Annotated in this window: 15 protein-coding genes; 8 read left to right on the forward strand and 7 right to left on the reverse strand. The window is 72.7% G+C overall.

Annotation, left to right across the window (positions count from 1 at the left end):
• Positions 1–7: 7 nt before the first annotated feature.
• Positions 8–1,348, reverse strand: a complete 1,341-nt coding sequence (gene allB / locus ACIQU3_RS17690) for an allantoinase AllB (RefSeq protein WP_403739362.1) — start codon at positions 1,346–1,348, stop codon at positions 8–10.
• 248 nt (positions 1,349–1,596) lie between these two features.
• On the opposite strand from allB, the gene ACIQU3_RS17695 reads away from it, so the two are divergent.
• Entirely contained in the window at positions 1,597–2,394 is a 798-nt protein-coding gene (locus ACIQU3_RS17695) for an IclR family transcriptional regulator (protein WP_403926115.1), read from the forward strand.
• Positions 2,395–2,556: 162 nt separating this feature from the next.
• On the opposite strand, the gene ACIQU3_RS17700 is transcribed toward ACIQU3_RS17695, so the two are convergent.
• Positions 2,557–2,886 carry a DUF5955 family protein gene (locus ACIQU3_RS17700; protein ID WP_403739368.1) on the reverse strand — a complete coding sequence of 110 codons (330 nt, stop codon included), beginning with the start codon at positions 2,884–2,886 and terminating at the stop codon, positions 2,557–2,559.
• Positions 2,887–3,129: 243 nt separating this feature from the next.
• Here ACIQU3_RS17700 and ACIQU3_RS17705 point away from each other — a divergent pair, with 243 nt between their 5' ends.
• Together ACIQU3_RS17705 and aceB are read left to right on the forward strand one after the other, a co-directional pair.
• A complete protein-coding gene (locus ACIQU3_RS17705; protein WP_403739370.1) occupies positions 3,130–3,744 on the forward strand; it encodes an NTP transferase domain-containing protein in 615 nt (204 codons plus the stop codon).
• A 208-nt stretch (positions 3,745–3,952) separates the two neighbouring features.
• Complete coding sequence (aceB, locus tag ACIQU3_RS17710; protein ID WP_403739373.1) at positions 3,953–5,578, forward strand: malate synthase A; 1,626 nt, start codon at positions 3,953–3,955, stop codon at positions 5,576–5,578.
• A 1-nt stretch (position 5,579) separates the two neighbouring features.
• Here the strand turns inward: aceB and ACIQU3_RS17715 are convergent, their stop codons facing one another.
• From ACIQU3_RS17715 to ACIQU3_RS17725, 3 genes are all read right to left on the reverse strand, one after another.
• The gene (locus tag ACIQU3_RS17715) at positions 5,580–5,912 is read right to left on the reverse strand and encodes a SelT/SelW/SelH family protein (RefSeq protein ID WP_403739375.1); all 333 of its coding nucleotides are present in this window, start codon (positions 5,910–5,912) and stop codon (positions 5,580–5,582) included.
• Entirely contained in the window at positions 5,909–6,823 is a 915-nt protein-coding gene (locus ACIQU3_RS17720) for a HipA family kinase (RefSeq protein ID WP_403739377.1), read from the reverse strand. Before ACIQU3_RS17720 ends, ACIQU3_RS17715 begins: the two co-directional genes overlap by 4 nt.
• A 99-nt stretch (positions 6,824–6,922) precedes the next feature.
• Complete coding sequence (locus ACIQU3_RS17725; RefSeq protein WP_403739380.1) at positions 6,923–8,194, reverse strand: cytochrome P450; 1,272 nt, start codon at positions 8,192–8,194, stop codon at positions 6,923–6,925.
• A gap of 370 nt (positions 8,195–8,564) precedes the next feature.
• On the opposite strand from ACIQU3_RS17725, the gene ACIQU3_RS17730 reads away from it, so the two are divergent.
• The 5 genes from ACIQU3_RS17730 (at position 8,565) to ACIQU3_RS17750 (ending at position 14,709) form a co-directional block, all read left to right on the forward strand.
• Positions 8,565–9,101 (forward strand): DUF1360 domain-containing protein, encoded by a 537-nt coding sequence (locus ACIQU3_RS17730; protein WP_403739383.1) that lies wholly within the window; start codon positions 8,565–8,567, stop codon positions 9,099–9,101.
• A 102-nt stretch (positions 9,102–9,203) separates the two neighbouring features.
• Entirely contained in the window at positions 9,204–10,070 is an 867-nt protein-coding gene (locus tag ACIQU3_RS17735; protein WP_403739386.1) for an ABC transporter ATP-binding protein, read from the forward strand.
• Complete coding sequence (locus ACIQU3_RS17740; protein ID WP_403739389.1) at positions 10,067–11,050, forward strand: ABC transporter substrate-binding protein; 984 nt, start codon at positions 10,067–10,069, stop codon at positions 11,048–11,050. Before ACIQU3_RS17735 ends, ACIQU3_RS17740 begins: the two co-directional genes overlap by 4 nt.
• A gap of 7 nt (positions 11,051–11,057) precedes the next feature.
• Positions 11,058–13,130: an iron ABC transporter permease gene (locus tag ACIQU3_RS17745; protein ID WP_403739391.1), complete on the forward strand. Its 2,073-nt coding sequence runs from the start codon at positions 11,058–11,060 to the stop codon at positions 13,128–13,130.
• Positions 13,131–13,209: 79 nt separating this feature from the next.
• The gene (locus ACIQU3_RS17750) at positions 13,210–14,709 is read left to right on the forward strand and encodes an APC family permease (RefSeq protein ID WP_403739393.1); all 1,500 of its coding nucleotides are present in this window, start codon (positions 13,210–13,212) and stop codon (positions 14,707–14,709) included.
• 121 nt (positions 14,710–14,830) lie between these two features.
• Here ACIQU3_RS17750 and ACIQU3_RS17755 read toward each other — a convergent pair whose 3' ends face one another.
• Complete coding sequence (locus ACIQU3_RS17755) at positions 14,831–15,202, reverse strand: (2Fe-2S) ferredoxin domain-containing protein (RefSeq protein WP_403739395.1); 372 nt, start codon at positions 15,200–15,202, stop codon at positions 14,831–14,833.
• A 63-nt stretch (positions 15,203–15,265) separates the two neighbouring features.
• Positions 15,266–16,798, reverse strand: coding sequence for an IucA/IucC family protein (locus ACIQU3_RS17760; RefSeq protein WP_403739398.1), 1,533 nt, complete (start codon positions 16,796–16,798; stop codon positions 15,266–15,268).
• Positions 16,799–16,852: the final 54 nt, after the last annotated feature.

Raw genomic sequence — 16,852 nt, forward strand, 5'->3', positions numbered from 1 at the left:
GTGGGATTCAGTGGGTCCGGGTGAGGAGCCGCCCCTTCGGTTCGGTGAACTCGCCGTCGGCGACGATGCGCTGCCCGCGCAGCCAGGTGGACTTCACGACGCCGTGCAGGGTCTTCCCCGTGTACGCCGTGACGCGGTTGCGGTGCTGGAGGGCGACCGGGTCGACGGTGAAGGTCTCGTCGGGGTCGAGGACGGCGAAGTCGGCGTCGCGGCCCACGGCGATGGCGCCCTTGCGGTCGTCGAGGCCGACCAGTTCGGAGGTGCGCGCGGACATCCAGCGCACCACGTCCTCCAGACCGTGACCGCGCCTGCGGGCCTCCGTCCACACCGCGGCCAGGCTCAGCTGGAGTCCGGAGATGCCGCCCCAGGCCGTCGCGAAGTCGTCGGTCTTCAGGTCGGCCGTGGACGGGGAGTGGTCGGTGACGACACAGTCGACGGTGCCGTCGGCGAGGGCCTGCCAGAGCAGGTCCTGGTTGGCTGCCTCGCGGATGGGCGGGCAGCACTTGAACTCGCTGGCGCCGTCGGGGACTTCCTCGGCGGTGAGGGTCAGGTAGTGGGGGCAGGTCTCCACGGTGATGCGGACGCCCTCCGCCCGCGCCCGGGCGATCATCGGCAGGGCGTCGCTGGAGGAAAGGTGCAGCACGTGCACGCGCGCGTCGAGGGCCTTCGCCTCGCGGATGAGCCGGGCGATGGCGGTGTCCTCGGCGTCCCGGGGGCGGGAGGCGAGGAAGTCGGCGTACTTCGGGCCCGGCTGCTGCGGGGCGGAGGCCAGGCGGTGGGGGTCCTCGGCGTGCACGATGAGCAGGCCGTCGAAGGCGGCGATCTCGGCCATGGTGCGGGCGAGGGAGTCCCGGTCCAGGTGCGGGAACTCGTCCACACCGGACGGTGACAGGAAAGCCTTGAAGCCGAACACGCCGGCCTCGTGGAGCGGGCGGAGCTCCTTGACGTTGTCGGGCAGGGCGCCACCCCAGAAGCCGACGTCGATGTGCGCCTTGTCGGCGGCGACCTGCTGCTTGGTGCGCAGGTGCGGGACGGTCGTGGTCGGCGGGAGGGAGTTGAGGGGCATGTCGACGAGGGTCGTGATGCCGCCGGCCGCCGCGGCGCGGGTGGCGGTCCAGAAGCCCTCCCACTCGGTGCGGCCGGGGTCGTTGACGTGCACGTGCGTGTCGACCAGGCCGGGCAGCAGGACGTGGTCGCCCAGGTCCTCCAGGCGGGCGCCCCGCGGTACCGGCGCGTCGTGCGGGAGGACGGCCGTGATCGTGCCGCCGGCCACCGCGACGGATGCGGCCCGCGTTCCCTCGGGGGTGATGACTCGCGTCGAGCGCAGCACCAGTTCAGCGTCGGACACCCGGACCCCTTACTTCCAGCCACTTCCGCGTAACGGAATTCAACTTTCTGTTGAAGGAGTCTTCACTCCCTCTTTCGCGTCGTCAAGGGCACACTGGGCTGCGGCGCCCTCCAGGCGAACACCCCTAGACGTTTCCACAAAGCGGAATTAAACTTCCAACAAGCAGAACGTAGCTACGTACGAACGGGGAGTCAACCGCCCGCCGGGTAGGCTTCTGCCCTTCCCGCCCGCCCCGAAAGGAACGCGCCGTGCCGACGTCCAGCGCCAGCACCACCGACTCCGCCCGGTCCTCCGCCAACGGCGGCGTCCAGTCCCTGGAGCGCGCCTTCGACCTGCTCGAACGGATGGCGGACGCGGGCGGGGAGGTGGGCCTGAGCGAGCTGTCCGCGAGCAGCGGCCTGCCCCTGCCGACCATCCACCGCCTGATGCGCACGCTGGTGGCCTGCGGGTACGTACGTCAGCAGCCCAACCGCCGCTATGCGCTCGGCCCGCGTCTGATCCGCCTCGGCGAGTCGGCGTCCCGGCTGCTGGGCACCTGGGCGCGGCCGTATCTCGCGCGCCTGGTCGAGGAGACCGGCGAGACGGCGAACATGGCGCTGCTGGACGGGGACGAGATCGTCTACGTGGCGCAGGTGCCGTCGAAGCACTCGATGCGTATGTTCACCGAGGTCGGCCGGCGGGTGCTGCCGCACTCCACGGGCGTGGGCAAGGCCCTGCTCGCCGACTTCCCGCCGGAGGAGGTGCGGGCGCTGCTCTCCCGCACCGGCATGCCCGCCGCGACGGAGAAGACGATCACGACGCCCGACGGCTTCCTCGCAGCCCTGGAGGACGTGCGCCGGCAGGGTTACGCCATCGACGACAACGAGCAGGAGATCGGGGTCCGCTGCCTCGCGGTCCCGGTGCCCGACTCCCCCACCGCGGCGGCCATCTCCATCTCCGGTCCGGCGGGGCGGGTGACCGAGGCGGCGACGGACAAGATCGTGCCGGTGCTCCAGCAGGTCGCGGGGGAACTGTCCGAGGCGCTCGCCAGCCAGAGCCCCGCGTGACCGCACCGGCTCCGGGGTCCCGAACATCCTGAGGCCTGTTGCGAAAGCGGCCGTGAAGGTGCCGCGGCGCCTGCCGCCGGGCGGCGACGCCTCTTTCGTGACAGGCCCCCAGGGGGCTTCTGACGGATCTCCGTGGCGTCGCGGAGATCCGTCAGCAGCCCCCTAGCCCTGCCCCCGCACCGGACTCCCGAAGAGATCCGCCGCCCGCCGCACGTCCGCCAGCTCCGCGGACAGGGCGCTCACCGAACCGATCGCGCCCGCGACCAGCAGGAGGGAGCGGCGCAGGCGGGGGATCTCGGGGATGCCGTCCGCGGCCATGGCGGCCATCGCGGCGAGTTCCTCCTCGGCGATGGTCCGGTCGGCGAACTCGCCGGGATGGGCGGCCAGTCGGCGGCGTAACCGGGACACGGCGGAGCACAGCTCCGTCACGCGTGGGTCCTCACCACCGCCGGCCACGGGCCCCTGCCGCTTCTGCTCGACGCTCCGCAACACAGTCCTCCCCCTCGCACCTCGTCGTGCACATGCCCTTCCGACGCGAAGTCCCCCACACCGGGCGGCAGTCGGGTGCCCGGCCGGTCGGTGCGGGCGACAGTAAACGACGCGGACCACCGGGCGCCAGTCCATTGCGTCATCGACTTGTTTCGCTGCGTGACTCTCTGGCCCGGAGCGCACGCCTGTCCGACCCGCGCCCCGCGCCGTCGCACCCCTGTACGGGGCGTGCGGTATGCAGGAGCCATGACGACACGGGAGACGACGGACGGGACGGGGGCGGTTGCGGGCCTGCTGCTCGCGGCCGGTGGCGGGCGGCGGCTCGGCGGACGGCCCAAGGCTCTGCTGACCCACCGGGGACGGCCCCTCGTCGAGCATGCGGTGCGAGTGCTGCGGGAGGGCGGCTGCGCAACCGTCCATGTGGTCCTCGGCGCACGGGCCGAAGACGTGCGCGCCCGCGCCTCGCTGCCGGGCTGCGTCCTGGTCGACAACCCCGACTGGGAGCAGGGGATGGGGAGTTCGCTGCGCGCCGGGCTCGACTCGCTCGCGGGCACGCCCGCCCGGGCCGCCCTGGTGTCCCTGGTGGACCAGCCCGGCATCGGGCCCGAGGCGGTGACCCGCGTGCTGACGGCCTACCGGGGCGAGGAGACGCTCGCCTCCGCCGCGTACGACGGCGTGCGCGGCCACCCGGTGCTGTTCGGCGCCGCCCACTGGGCGGGGATCGCCGCGACTGCGACGGGAGACCGGGGGGCACGCACCTATCTGAGGGAGCACCGGTCGGCCGTACGCCTCGTGGAGTGCGGGGACGTGGCCCGGCCCTTCGACATCGACACCGAAGCCGACCTGGTCCACCTGGAGTGAACGGGGTGGCACGCAGCGCCACCTTGCCTCGACTCAGAGAATCTCGACATCAACAGACGATTGAACTTCCACCATGAGGAAACTAGTATCCACTGTTCAGAAGCGCCCGAGGGCTCTCAGGGCGCGGAACGCCGTATTCGGGAAGACTGGCACCCGGTGCCGAGCACGCCGGCTCGTCTTCACAGCTCGCTGAAGGAAGTGACCGTTCATGTCCGCTCCAGCGCCGTCCCCGCTGGCCATCGTCGACGCCGAGCCCCTGCCCCGGCAGGAGGAGGTCCTGACCGAAGCGGCGCTCGCCTTCGTGGCCGAGCTGCACCGGCGGTTCACGCCCCGGCGTGACGAGCTCCTCGCCCGCCGCGCCGAGCGCCGTGCCGAGATCGCCCGCACCTCCACCCTCGACTTCCTCCCGGAAACCGCCGCGATCCGCGCCGACGACTCCTGGAGGGTCGCCCCGGCCCCGGACGCCCTGAACGACCGCCGGGTCGAGATCACCGGTCCCACCGACCGCAAGATGACCATCAACGCCCTGAACTCCGGCGCCCGGGTGTGGCTCGCGGACTTCGAGGACGCCTCCGCGCCCACCTGGGAGAACGTGGTCCTCGGGCAGGTCAACCTGAGCGACGCCTACACCCGGAACATCGACTTCACCGACCCGGGGTCGGGCAAGTCGTACGCGCTGAAGGCGAACGAGGAGCTCGCCACGGTCGTGATGCGCCCTCGTGGCTGGCACCTGAACGAGCGTCACCTCGTCGACGCCGACGGCGCCCCGGTGCCCGGCGCCCTCGTCGACTTCGGCCTGTACTTCTTCCACAACGCCCAGCGCCTGCTGGACCTCGGCAAGGGGCCGTACTTCTACCTCCCCAAGACGGAGTCCCACCTGGAGGCCCGCCTGTGGAACGAGGTGTTCGTCTTCGCGCAGGAGTACTGCGGCATCCCGCAGGGCACGGTCCGCGCGACCGTCCTCATCGAGACGATCACCGCCGCGTACGAGATGGAGGAGATCCTCTACGAGCTGCGCGACCACGCCTCCGGGCTGAACGCGGGCCGCTGGGACTACCTGTTCTCCATTGTCAAGAACTTCCGTGACGGCGGCGCCAGGTTCGTGCTGCCGGACCGCAACGCGGTGACCATGACCGCCCCGTTCATGCGTGCCTACACCGAACTGCTCGTCCGCACCTGTCACAAGCGCGGCGCGCACGCCATCGGCGGCATGGCGGCCTTCATCCCGTCCCGCCGGGACGCAGAGGTCAACAAGGTCGCCTTCGAGAAGGTCCGCGCCGACAAGGACCGCGAGGCGAACGACGGTTTCGACGGCTCCTGGGTCGCCCACCCCGACCTGGTGCCGATCGCCATGGAGTCCTTCGACAAGGTACTCGGCGACAAGCCGAACCAGAAGGACCGGCTGCGTGAGGACGTCGACGTCAAGGCAGCCGACCTCATCGCCGTCGACTCGCTGGACGCGAAGCCGACGTACGCGGGTCTGGTCAACGCCGTCCAGGTCGGCATCCGTTACATCGAGGCCTGGCTGCGCGGCATGGGCGCCGTCGCCATCTTCAACCTGATGGAGGACGCGGCCACCGCCGAGATCTCCCGCTCCCAGATCTGGCAGTGGATCAACGCGGAGGTCGTCCTCGACAACGGCGAGCAGGTCACCGCCGAGCTGGCCCGCAGCGTCGCCGCCGAGGAACTGGCGAACATCAGGGCCGAGATCGGCGCCGAGGCCTTCGCGGCCGGCAACTGGCAGCAGGCGCACGACCTGCTGCTGAAGGTCTCCCTCGACGAGGACTACGCCGACTTCCTGACGCTCCCGGCGTACGAGCAGCTCAAGGGCTGACTCAGTCCGCGGACGGCCTCTCCGAGTGGCCCAGGGACTTCCCCGGGGCCACTCGGTCGCGTACGGCCTTCTTCACGGCCGTGGGCTCCGGGAAGCCCTGCGTGCGCCGGTCCCAGACGACTTCATCGCCGACGCGGACGACGAACACCCCGCCCGTACCGGGTTTCAGGGCCAGTTCCGTCAGTTCGGCCTCGAAGGTGGTGAGCAGTTCCTGCGCCAGCCAGGCCGCGCGGGGCAGCCAGCGGCACCGGGTGCAGTACTCGATCTCGACCCGCCGCGAGCCGCCCGGGGAGTCCCCCTCCAGTTCGATCTCGACGCGCTGAACATCCGTCATCCGAGGTGCACCGACCAATCCTGCTGAGCGGCGGGCTTGCCGTGCAGGTCGGGGACCTGCCTGAGCCACGCGGGGCGTCCCTGCTGGTTCTTCGCCGTCCTCAGGGCCTCCTCGGCTGCGAGCTCCTCCCGGCTGGGGAAGTCGGTGGGCAGCCAGGCCGCGGAGGCCCGCACGCGCGCGTGGAGGTAGGTCTCATAGGCCGCGCGCACCTCGTCGGCGGTGGCGAAGCCCGGCTCGTCCGCCAGCCACGCGTCCGGGACCTCGGCGAGGATCCGCCGCAGCAGTTCCGCGGTGACCCGGGGTGCCAGTTCGGCGTCGGCGGCCCGGACGTCGGGGCCGTGATGGCCGAGGGCGTGGTGCCTGAAGTCGTAGGCCTTCTCCGGGTCGGAGCCGTCCCAGCGGTGGTGGAAGACGAGGGCGGCGCCGTGGTCGATCAGCCACAGGCGCGGGGGCGTGACGCCGAGGGTGGGCCAGAGCATCAGGTTGGAGCTGTGGGCCGTGCGGTCGACGTTCACGGTCAGCGCGTCGAGCCAGACGATCCTGCCCGCCTCCAGCGGGTCGACGGGGAAGACCCGGGCGATCTCCGGTGTGAAGTCCCGGGCGCCCGGCAGGTAGTCCATGCCGAGGTTGACGCCCGCGCTGGCCGCGTGCAGGCCCCGCACCTCCTGGTGCGGCTCGTCGTCGGCGATGGCCGGGTCGAAGTGCACCAGGACCAGCTCGGGGAAGCGCAGGCCGAGGGCGCGGGCCAGTTCCCCGACGATCACCTCGGCCACGAGTGCCTTGCGGCCCTGCGCGGAGCCGGTGAACTTGACGACGTACATGCCGAGGTCGTCCGCCTCCACGACTCCGGGGACGGACCCGCCGGACCGCAGGGGTTCGACGTAGCGGGTCGCGGTGACCTCTCTCAGCATGGTCCAGGCTCCACGGGGGGGGCAGAATCCGAAGGGGCCATGGTAACCGGGCTCGACGGGCCGGACGGAGCCTCGGCCGGCGGGCGGATCCCGCCGGCCTCAGGATGCCGCAGGTGTGGCGGCCCGGGCGGGCGCCGGCGACCGGACGGCGTCCATGACGAAGCCGCTGCGGACCCGGGCGGGCATGCGGTTCAGCGGGATGCGCAGGTCCTGGTCGGGCACCTCGTACCGGAGGCGGGCCAGTCGCGGTACGAGGGCGCGCAGCAGGGCGATCGTGATGTCCTCCCCGGGGCAGCGGTGGCCGGTGGTCCGGTCGCCGCCGCCCTGGGGGACCAGTTCGTCGCCCTCCGGCGGCCGCTCGAGGAACCGCCGGGGTTCGAAGGTGTACGGCCTCTCCCAGAGGGCGGGATCGTGGTTCTGCCCGTAGAGGTCGAGCAGGACCAGCGTGCCGGACGGGATCGGTTCGCCGCGCCACTCCAGATCGGTGAGGGCCCGGCCGCCGACGAACGGCGCGAAGGGGTAGAAGCGCCGCAGCTCGTGGGCGAACGCCACGGCGTGGGCGGGGTCGTCGCCGGTCAGGCGGTCCCGCAGATCCGGCCTCAGGCGCAGTGCGTGACCGGCGTAGGTGACGAACCAGCACACCGCGACGGTCGGGCGGATGACGTTGAGCAGTTCGACGGCTGCCGTGTGCGGGTCGAGGAGCCGTCCGTCGGCGTCCCGGTGCCGGACGACCCCTTCCAGCACCGACCCGGCCGGCGCGGTGGCGTTCCCCGTCCGCACGTCCTCGACCAGACGTCCCAGCCAGGTCTCGCAGCGGGCCCGTGCCCGGCGGGCCCGCAGGTGACGCGGCCCGGGCGTGGCAAAGCCGTCGACCATGGCGACCAGGTCCCGGGCCAGTGGTCCGACGTCCTCGACGACGATGCCGGCCCACTGGCACACGCCGCGGGTGAGCACGCGGCTCGTCTCGTCGAACAGCACGACCCGGCGGCCGGGCCAGGACTCCACCGCCTCGTCCCACGCGGCGGTGACGCGGTCCACCAGGCCGGCGACCGCCTCGGCCCCGGTGAGCAGGGACAGGAACAGTTCCTTGCGCACGCGGTGGTCCGGCCCGTCCAGGGTGTGCACGGCGCCGTGCCCGAACAGGGTGCTCAGCACCGGCCCGGGCAGCGCCGACCGGCGCTCCACGTTCCGCTCGTCGTAGAAGAAGCGCACCGCCTCGGGGCCGTGCAGGGCGACGGCCGGCCGTCCCATGAGCCGGGTGCGCACGAGCGGGGCGGTGGTGCGGCGCCTGCGGCCGGGCAGCCATGCGTATCCCTTGACGAGGAGGGCGAGGGAGCTGTCGGCGATCAGTGGGCGGCGTCCTGGTCTCATGGCGCGGCGAGTGCCCGCCGCCCCTGCGGGGAAACGCGAGCCCTCGGCGGGCGCGGGTGCCGGTTGCCCGGGCGAGGACGGCCGGTTTCGCACCGGTCCACCGCGGGACGACGACCAGGCATGTCACCCGACCCGGGCCGTTTGCCGCCGGTGGCGGTGGGGACCCGGCGGCGCATGAACGCACCCCCGCCTCGCCGGCTGATGCGGCAGAACCGTGTCGTGTGGCCGCCGGACCGCCTGGAGCGGGAGTCCGGGACCGCCGGGTCGACAGACGGCCCTGTCGAGGTACGGCTGCGTCATCAGGACGGCGGGGAGCCTGCCCCGCGAGGGAACGGAACGTGATCGGGGGCGGCCCATGGGCGCGGCGACCATGACTGACAGACACCTTGTGCGGCGGCTGCACGGAGCACTCCGGCGCACCGGCCGCGCCTACGCGGCGGGGCACGACCGTCCGCTCGGCGGCTACCTCGCGGCCATGACGGGCTTCGCGGCGTACACGGCCGCCTGGACCACGGCGGTACGACGCAGCGGGCGCACGCTGCCGGAGCGGCCCGAGCCGTGGGACGTGGTCCTGACCTCGGTGGCCACCTTCCGGCTCAGCCGGCTGCTCAGCAAGGCGTCGGTGACCAGTCCGCTGCGCGCGCCGTTCACCCGGTACGTCGGTCCGCAGGGGCCCGCCGAGCTGCACGAGGAGGCGCAGGCCGAGCACGGCAGGCACACCGTGGGCGAACTCGCCACCTGCCCGTTCTGCATGAGCGTGTGGGTCGCCTCCGCCCTGACCGCCGGCCAGGCACTGTGGCCACGGGCGACCCGTACGGCCATGGGCACCCTCACCGCCCTGGCCGGTGCGGACACGCTGCAACTGGCGTACAGCGCGCTGATGGACCGGACGACCGGCGACGACTGACGAGCACGCCGGGCGCCGGGCGTCGTCCGACCGTGAGTCCGGTGGCCACCCCCCGCCGCCCCCCTTGTCAAGGCGATATTAGGTTAGGCTAACCTTCGCCACGTGAGATCTGGTGAGGAAACGGCCGGGCCGCGCCTGCGCGGGCACCAACTGTCGGCCACGGGCGTGACCGTGTCGTACGACGGCACGGACGTCGTGCACGACGCGGCGATCACGCTGCGGCCCGGTGAGGTGACCGTCCTGGTCGGCCCCAACGGCAGCGGCAAGTCCACGCTGCTGCGGACGATCGCCCGGCTCCAGCGGGCCCGCCGCGCCGAGCTCAGGATCGACGCGGAGACCGACGGCCTCGCCCTGACCGCCCGGCAGTTCGCACGCCATGTGGCCCTGCTGACACAGGGTCGCCCCACGCCCGGCGGACTGACCGTGCGCGACCTCGTCGAGTTCGGCCGCTACCCCCACCGGGGCCGTTTCGGCCGCCCCGACCAGGACGCCCCGGCCGCCGTCGGGCGGGCACTCGCACTCACCGGCCTCACGGACCTCGCCGACCGCTCCGCCGACCACCTGTCCGGCGGCCAGCTGCAGCGCGTGTGGCTCGCGAGCTGCCTCGCGCAGGAGACCGGCGTCCTGCTGCTGGACGAGCCGACGACCTATCTCGACCTGCGCTACCAGGTCGAGCTCCTCGACCTCGTCCGCGACCTGGCGGACGACCACCGGATCGCCGTCGGAGTCGTGCTGCACGACCTCGACCAGGCCGCGGCCGTCGCCGACCGGATCACGCTGCTCGAAGCGGGCCGGATCGTCGCCGACGGCAGCCCCGAGGACGTCCTGACCCCCGAGCGGCTGACCGCCGTCTACGGCATCCGGATCGACGTCGACACAGACCCCCACACCGGCCGGCTACGGACCCGCCCGATCGGCCGGCACCACACCCGCACCACCCGAAGCGAAAGGCTCGGCACCACCTCATGAGACGTCTCCTGCTCACCGCGGCCACCACCACCGCCGCGGCGCTCACCCTCGCCGCCTGCGGCACCACCGAGCCGGCCGCCGACAGCTCGAAGGGGAAGGCCTCCGAGGCCATCACCCTCACCGACTCCACCGGCGCGAAGGTGAAGCTCGACGGCCCCGCGAATAAGGTCGTCGCCACCGAGTGGAACGAGGTCGAGAGTCTCCTCACCCTCGGCGTCGACCCCGTCGGCGTCGCCGACGTCAAGGGCTACAAGACCTGGGACACCGCCGTCCCGCTGAAGAACGAGCCGAAGGACATCGGCACGCGCGGCGAGCCGAGCATGGACACCATCGCCTCGCTCTCCCCCGACCTCATCGTGGCCAGCTCCGACCTGCCGGACGCGGCCGTGAAGCAACTGCGGAAGATCGCCCCCGTACTGGAGATCAAGTCGGCGGACGCCTCCGACCAGATCGGCCAGATGTTCACCAACCTCGACCTCATCGCCGAGGCCACCGGCACCACCGACAAGGCCGCCACCGCAAAGAAGAACTTCGAGGCCAAGGTCGCCGAGGGCAAGAAGGCCCTGGCCGACGCGGGGCTCGACGGCACCGAACTCGCCTTCTCCGACGGCTACGTGACGTCCAACCAGGTCTCCCTGCGCCCCTACACCAGCGGTTCCCTCATCGGCGCCGTCAACGAGCGGCTCGGCCTGAAGAACGCGTGGAAGGTCAAGGGCGACCCGGCCTACGGCCTCGGCACCACCGACGTCGAGGGCCTCACCGCCCTGCCGAAGGACACGCAGTTCGCCTACATCGGCAACGACGACGACAAGTCCAGCAACCCGTTCACCGGGCAGCTGAAGAACAACGCCGTGTGGACCTCCCTGCCGTTCGTGAAGGCGGACCGGGTGCACCGGCTGCCCGACGGCATCTGGATGTTCGGCGGTCCCGAGTCGATGGAGGCGTACATCGACGCCCTCGTCGGCGCGCTGACGAAGTAGCGGGGCCATGGCCGTCACCGAAGCACCCCCCGTCCCCCGTCCGCCGGCGGCCGCGTCCCGGACGGGTGCCGCCGCGGTGACGGCCGGGCTCGTCCTGCTGGTCGCCGCGCTCGCCGTCGTCGACATCACCCAGGGCACCACCGCCGTCGGACCGGCGCAGGTGTTCAAGGCCCTGACCGGCCGGGCCGACCCGGAGGACGCGTCCGTCGTCATCGCCTCGCGGCTGCCGCGGATGACCGCCGGTGTCCTCGTCGGCGTCGTCCTCGGCATCGCGGGCGCGGTCCTCCAGACCGTCAGCCGCAACGTGCTCGCCTCGCCCGACACCCTCGCGGTGAACGCCGGTTCGTATCTGGCGCTCGGGCTGGCCGGCGCGACCGGCGTCTCGCTGCCGCTGCTCGCCTCCTCCGGCGTGGCCTTCGCGGGCGGGCTGGTGGCCGCGGCCGTCGTGCTCGCCCTGTCCGGTCTCGGCACGGGCACCGTACGTCTCGTCCTCGCCGGGACGGCGCTCGCCCTGGGCCTCAACTCCCTCACGGAGGGGCTGCTCCTGTTGTTCCCGCAGCAGACGGAAGGCCTCTACCAGTGGAACCAGGGCAGCATCGGCCAGAACGGCTTCGACGGCGTCCTGCAGATGCTGCCCGTCGCCCTGGTGGGGCTCGCCGGGCTGCTGCTGGTCGCCCGGCGGGTCGACGCGCTCGCCCTCGGGGACGACACGGCGCGCGGGCTGGGCGTCCCGGTGCGGGCCACCCGTGTCACGGTGGTGGTCCTCGCGGCTCTGCTGTCGGCGGCAGCCGTCACGCTCGCGGGGCCGATCGGCTTCGTCGGCCTGTGCGCCCCCGCGCTGGTCCGTCCGCTCGCCCGCCGTTTCCGGGGCTTCGTCCGTGCCCGGGCGGCCCTGCCCGTGGCCGGTCTGGCCGGTGCCGGGCTGGTGCTCGGGTCGGACGTGCTGCTGCGGACCCTGATCCCGGCGGACACGGCGGTCGCCGTCCCGACCGGCGTCGTCACCAGCCTGGTCGGTGCCGTCTTCCTGGTGGTGACGGCGCTGCGGCTGCGGGACACCACCGGGGCCGACGTGCCGGACCGGCTGCGCGTCCCGAGCCGTGCGGCGTTCCTCGCGACCGTGGCCCTCCTGGCCGCCGTGGTCACCGGCGTCACACTGGCCGGTGTCCTGCTGGGCGACAGCAAGCTCCTGCTCGGCGACGTCGCCAACTGGGCGCAGGGGCGGGCCGGGCAGGCCGTGACCTTCGTCCTGGACACCCGTGTGCCGCGGGTGCTCGCGGCGCTGTGCGCGGGCGGGGCCCTCGCCCTGGCGGGCACGCTGGTGCAGGCCGTGACCCGCAACCCGCTCGCGGAGCCCGGTGTGCTGGGCGTCTCCGGCGGTGCCGCGCTGGGTGCCGTCCTGCTCGTCACCACCGTGCCCTCGGCCGGGTCGTGGGGCATCGCGGGCGCCGCGTTCGCGGGCGCCGCATCGGCCTCCGCCGTGGTCTTCGGGCTCTCCGCCCGGGGCGGCTACCGGCAGAACCGGCTGGTCCTCGTCGGGATCGGCATGGCCTCCGGCACGTCGGCCCTCATCAGCCTGCTCATCGTGCTCACCGACCCGTTCAACGCCACCAAGGCGCTGACCTGGCTGTCCGGTTCGACGTACGGGCGGACCACGGCGGACGTGCTGCCCGTCGCGCTCGTGCTGGCGCTGGGCCTGGGGGTCGCGGTCGCCCGGCGTACCGAGCTGGACCTCGTCTCCCTCGACGAGGACACCCCGCGGCTGCTCGGCCTCGGACTCCCCACGGCCAGGCTGGGTTTCCTGGTGGTGGGCGTGCTGCTGGCGGCGACGGCCGTCGCCTCGGCCGGCACGATCGGATTCGTGGGGCTGGTGGCCCCGCACGCGGCCCGGGCGCTGGTGGGCCGGCGGCACGTGCGGGTCGTCCCCGTCGCGGTCCTGCTCGGCGCCGCGCTGGTCTGCACCGCCGATCTGCTGGGCCGTACCGTGATCGCCCCCGCGCAGCTGGGCGCCGGGCTGATGACGGCGGTGATCGGCACGCCGTACTTCCTGCACCTGCTGGTCCGCGGCCGGAAGACGACATGAAGCCCTGAAGGGGCCAAATGCCCGAAGCACCCGAAAAGTGCTTGTTGTATGGACGCACGTACAACGGGAGCGAGGGAGCATGGCCAAGGACATCACGGACTCGGGACCGCCGCCGGAGGCGAGTCTGAAGCCGAACGCCATCGGGTTCGTCGACGCGCTGGTCATCGGGCTCAACTCGACCTCGCCCGCGTACTCCGTGGCGGCGGTGATCGGTCCCGTCGTGGCGCTGGTCGGCATCCACGCCCCCGGCGTGATGCTCGCGTCGTTCGTGCCCATGCTGCTGATCGCCTCGGCGTTCTACTACCTCAACAAGGTGGACCAGGACTGCGGCACGACGTTCTCCTGGGTCACCCGGGCCATGGGGCCGTGGGCGGGCTGGCTCGGCGGCTGGGCCATCACGATGACGGGTGTCCTGGTCGTCGGGTCGCTCGCGGACGTGGCCGTGACGTTCTTCCTGCTCGCCGTCGGCCTGGACGGCTGGGCCGAGAACGACGTGGTCCGTCAGGCGCTGACGGTGCTGCTCATCGTGGTGATGACGGCCGTCTGCGTGATCGGCACCGAGCTGTCGGCCAAGGTGCAGAACGTCCTGATCCTGGCGCAGGTCGCCTGTCTGCTCGCCTTCGCGGTGGTGGCGCTCTACCGCGTCTACGCCGGCACCGGCACCCTCGGCGCCATCGAGCCGGAGTTCAGCTGGCTCGACCCGTTCGGAGCCGGCGGGGCGTCACTGACCGCGTCCCTGCTGCTGGGTGTGTTCACCTACTGGGGCTGGGAGTCGGCGGTCAACCTCACCGAGGAGGTCGAGGACTCGGCCACCGCCGCCGGCAGAGCGGCCGTCTGGTCGACGGTGCTGCTGCTGGTGACCTATGTCGCGGTCGCCTTCGCGGTGGTGGCCTACGCGGGCACGGACTACCTCGCCGAGAACGCGGCGGAGGAGGAGTTCGTCTTCGCGCTGCTCGCCGAGGAGGCGATGGGCGGCTGGGACTGGGTGGTGCTGCTGGCGGTCTCGACGTCCGCGCTCGCCTCCACGCAGACCACGATCATCCCGGCCTCGCGCACCGGGCTGTCCATGGCGCGCCGGTACGCCCTGCCCGCGCGCTTCGGCCACATCCACCCGCGCTTCCGCACCCCCGACGTGAGCACCTGGTGGGTCGCGGGCATCGCCATCGCCTGGTACCTCGTCCTCTACGGCATCAGTGAGAACGCCCTCTTCGACTCCCTCACCGCCCTGTCACTGCTGATCGCGTTCTACTACGCGCTGACGGGTCTGGCCTGCGCGGTCTACTACCGCCGCCAACTGACCCGCAGTGTGCACAACTTCCTCCTGATCGGCCTCGGACCACTGATCGGCGCGGGGCTGCTGGCGTGGTTGCTGGTGGAGTCCGTGGCGGACATGGCCGACCCCGACAACTCCTACAGCGGCGTGTCGTGGTTCGGGATCGGTCCGCCGCTCGTCATCGGCATCGCCATCGTGGTCGCCGGCGTGATCCTCATGGTCGTGAGGCGCCTGACGGCGCCCGCCTTCTGGTCGGAACGCCCGAGCGTGGTCGACCCGGACCTCGTCGACGGCAAGGAGTCCTGAAGATGCCGGTGGTTCTCGGCTTCGACGCATCCCCGGGCGCCCCGCGTGCGGGCGACGGAGTCTTGAGGCTCCTGTCACGCCGGCCGTGTGCTGCGGCCGGCCCCGTGCCACGAGCCCCGTCTCACGGGCTGCCGGCGGCGCGTCCGGTTCGCGGGCTGAAGACGTACAGGCCGAGGATGTCGGGCAGGGGCGCGACGCCGGGGCCGCCCTCGCGCACCCAGGAGACGACGTCCTCGGTGGCGGCCGGGTCGTTGACCAGTCCGAGCCACACCGGACGGCCCCCGGCGGCCCGGCCCTCGGCGGAGGGCCGGACCACGACGACGTTGGCCTGGTCGCAGACGTCGAGGCAGTCGGAGATCCGCACCGGTGCCGCCTCGCGCAGACGCTCCGTCTGGGCGGCGTGGTCGACGCCGGTGATCTTGGGGCTGCCGCAGCAGCAGTCCCGGCAGACGACGATGCGGCAGGGGACCCCTGCGTCCGGCGTCGCGGACATGCCGCACCCTCCCTCGCTGACGGTTGTGATCATCTTTGCACGGGGGTACCGGGCCCCGGTGGGTCAGGTGCCCCGCACGAGCGGGTTGGGCAGCGGGCGGTAGCGGGCGTCGGCCCCGTCCGCGCCGGTCCAGCGCAGCAGCAGGTTGGTCTTCGCGGGGAGCGTCGGGGAGGCCAGCAGGGCGGGGATCTCGGGGAGGTCGTGACGGGCGAGTTCGCGCCGGGCGGCGGGCCAGGGGTCGAACCCCGGGTGCCGTTCGGTGAGGGCGCCGGCGATCTCGATGAGGTGGTTGACGACCAGGCAGTACACGAGCCGCTCCCAGCCTGCCTGCCGCGGTACGTCCGTCAGCAGCTTCACGCCCTCGGCGTCCCGGTACAGCGCCTGCACCGGCAGTCCGTCGGCGTCCACGGCGACCAGGGTGTTCTGCAGGTGTGCCTCGATGACGACGCCGTGCCCGGCGAACGCCGTGAGCGCCGGGGGCACGACCTGGGCGAGGTACGCGGCCCACCAGACGCCGGGGTCCGCGGCGCGGTCGAGCGGACTGCCGTCGAAGCCCTCGACGAGAGCGGCGGCGAGCAACGGGACCGCCCCGGGCCGGAGGCGGCCGCCGAAGCCGTCGCGGACGAGGACCGCCAGGGCCTCGAAGGCGAAGCCGGCGGTGCGGTAGCCGCGGTCGCCGAGCCAGGCCGAGGGCCCGCCCAACGCCGCGAAGGCGCCACTGACGGCCGCGTCGGTCCTGCGCAGGGCGAGCAGGTCGTGGCGCCACAGGCGGCGGATGTCGTTGGTGATGCGCACGTCCAGGCTGAACTTGAGGAAGAGGTCCGGCTCGGGCGTGTAGAGCGTGCGGATCGCGGCGGTGGGCCAGGCGTCGAAGGCGGTGGTGCCGAGCCGGATCAGTCTGCCGTCCGCGAACGCCCCGGCGAGCTCGCGTGCGGCCAGGTCGAGCTGCCAGGGGTGGGCCGGGAGCAGCCGGTAGCCGGGCGGTGCCGTGCCGAGGGCGTCGAGGGCGGAGGTGTCGCCGTCCTCGACGACGGTGTCCTCGCGCAGGCCGAGCAGCACCAGCGGAAAGCGGGCGTACGCCTCGGGCGCGTAAGGCAGCCAGTCGGCCTCGGGGCCGCTGCCGCGTGCCTTGGGGGCCGGGTGATGGGTGTGGCCGGTCAGGAGGGACTGCTCGGAGCGCAGGTAGAGGTCGCCGGGCGGAGTGGCCCGGGCGCGGGCGGCGAGCAGGGCGGCCACGACGTCCCGGCTGTCGAGCATCTCGGCGGGCAGTTCGTGGTTGGACAGGCCGGTGTGCCGGCGCAGTTCCTCCGCGACGAGCTTGACCAGTTCGGTGTGGCCGAGGCGGTGCCAGGCACCCCCGGCCTCGATCTCCGGTTCGACGGGCCGCCGTGTCCCGCGCACCCGCAGCAGCCGGCCCCCGGGCAGCCGGTGGACGCGGTGGTCGCCCTCCCTGCGCACCGGGCGTGCCACCTCCCGCAGCAGGCAGTTCAGCAGGGGCACGGCGGCGCAGGCGTCGGCGAGGCGTCCGGTGGCCCGGTCGGCACCGTGGGCCGAGTCGTCGTCGGCGGGCGGGGGCATGAGGTCCACGCGTTCCACTCGTCCCTATGGTCGTTCCAGCGTGCCGGGCGGAGATGATCAGTATGTCGGTCG

This window comes from Streptomyces sp. NPDC101110, assembly GCF_044759525.1.
Classification (GTDB): domain Bacteria; phylum Actinomycetota; class Actinomycetes; order Streptomycetales; family Streptomycetaceae; genus Streptomyces.

Coding starts and splice junctions, on each gene's coding strand:
- ACIQU3_RS17720 (WP_403739377.1), bottom strand. CDS start 6,823: ATGCTGAGAGAGGTCACCGCGACCCGCTACGTCGAACCCCTGCGGTCC.
- ACIQU3_RS17730 (WP_403739383.1), top strand. CDS start 8,565: ATGACTGACAGACACCTTGTGCGGCGGCTGCACGGAGCACTCCGGCGC.
- ACIQU3_RS17750 (WP_403739393.1), top strand. CDS start 13,210: ATGGCCAAGGACATCACGGACTCGGGACCGCCGCCGGAGGCGAGTCTG.
- ACIQU3_RS17740 (WP_403739389.1), top strand. CDS start 10,067: ATGAGACGTCTCCTGCTCACCGCGGCCACCACCACCGCCGCGGCGCTC.
- aceB (WP_403739373.1), top strand. CDS start 3,953: ATGTCCGCTCCAGCGCCGTCCCCGCTGGCCATCGTCGACGCCGAGCCC.
- ACIQU3_RS17755 (WP_403739395.1), bottom strand. CDS start 15,202: ATGTCCGCGACGCCGGACGCAGGGGTCCCCTGCCGCATCGTCGTCTGC.
- ACIQU3_RS17725 (WP_403739380.1), bottom strand. CDS start 8,194: ATGAGACCAGGACGCCGCCCACTGATCGCCGACAGCTCCCTCGCCCTC.
- ACIQU3_RS17745 (WP_403739391.1), top strand. CDS start 11,058: ATGGCCGTCACCGAAGCACCCCCCGTCCCCCGTCCGCCGGCGGCCGCG.
- ACIQU3_RS17705 (WP_403739370.1), top strand. CDS start 3,130: ATGACGACACGGGAGACGACGGACGGGACGGGGGCGGTTGCGGGCCTG.
- ACIQU3_RS17715 (WP_403739375.1), bottom strand. CDS start 5,912: ATGACGGATGTTCAGCGCGTCGAGATCGAACTGGAGGGGGACTCCCCG.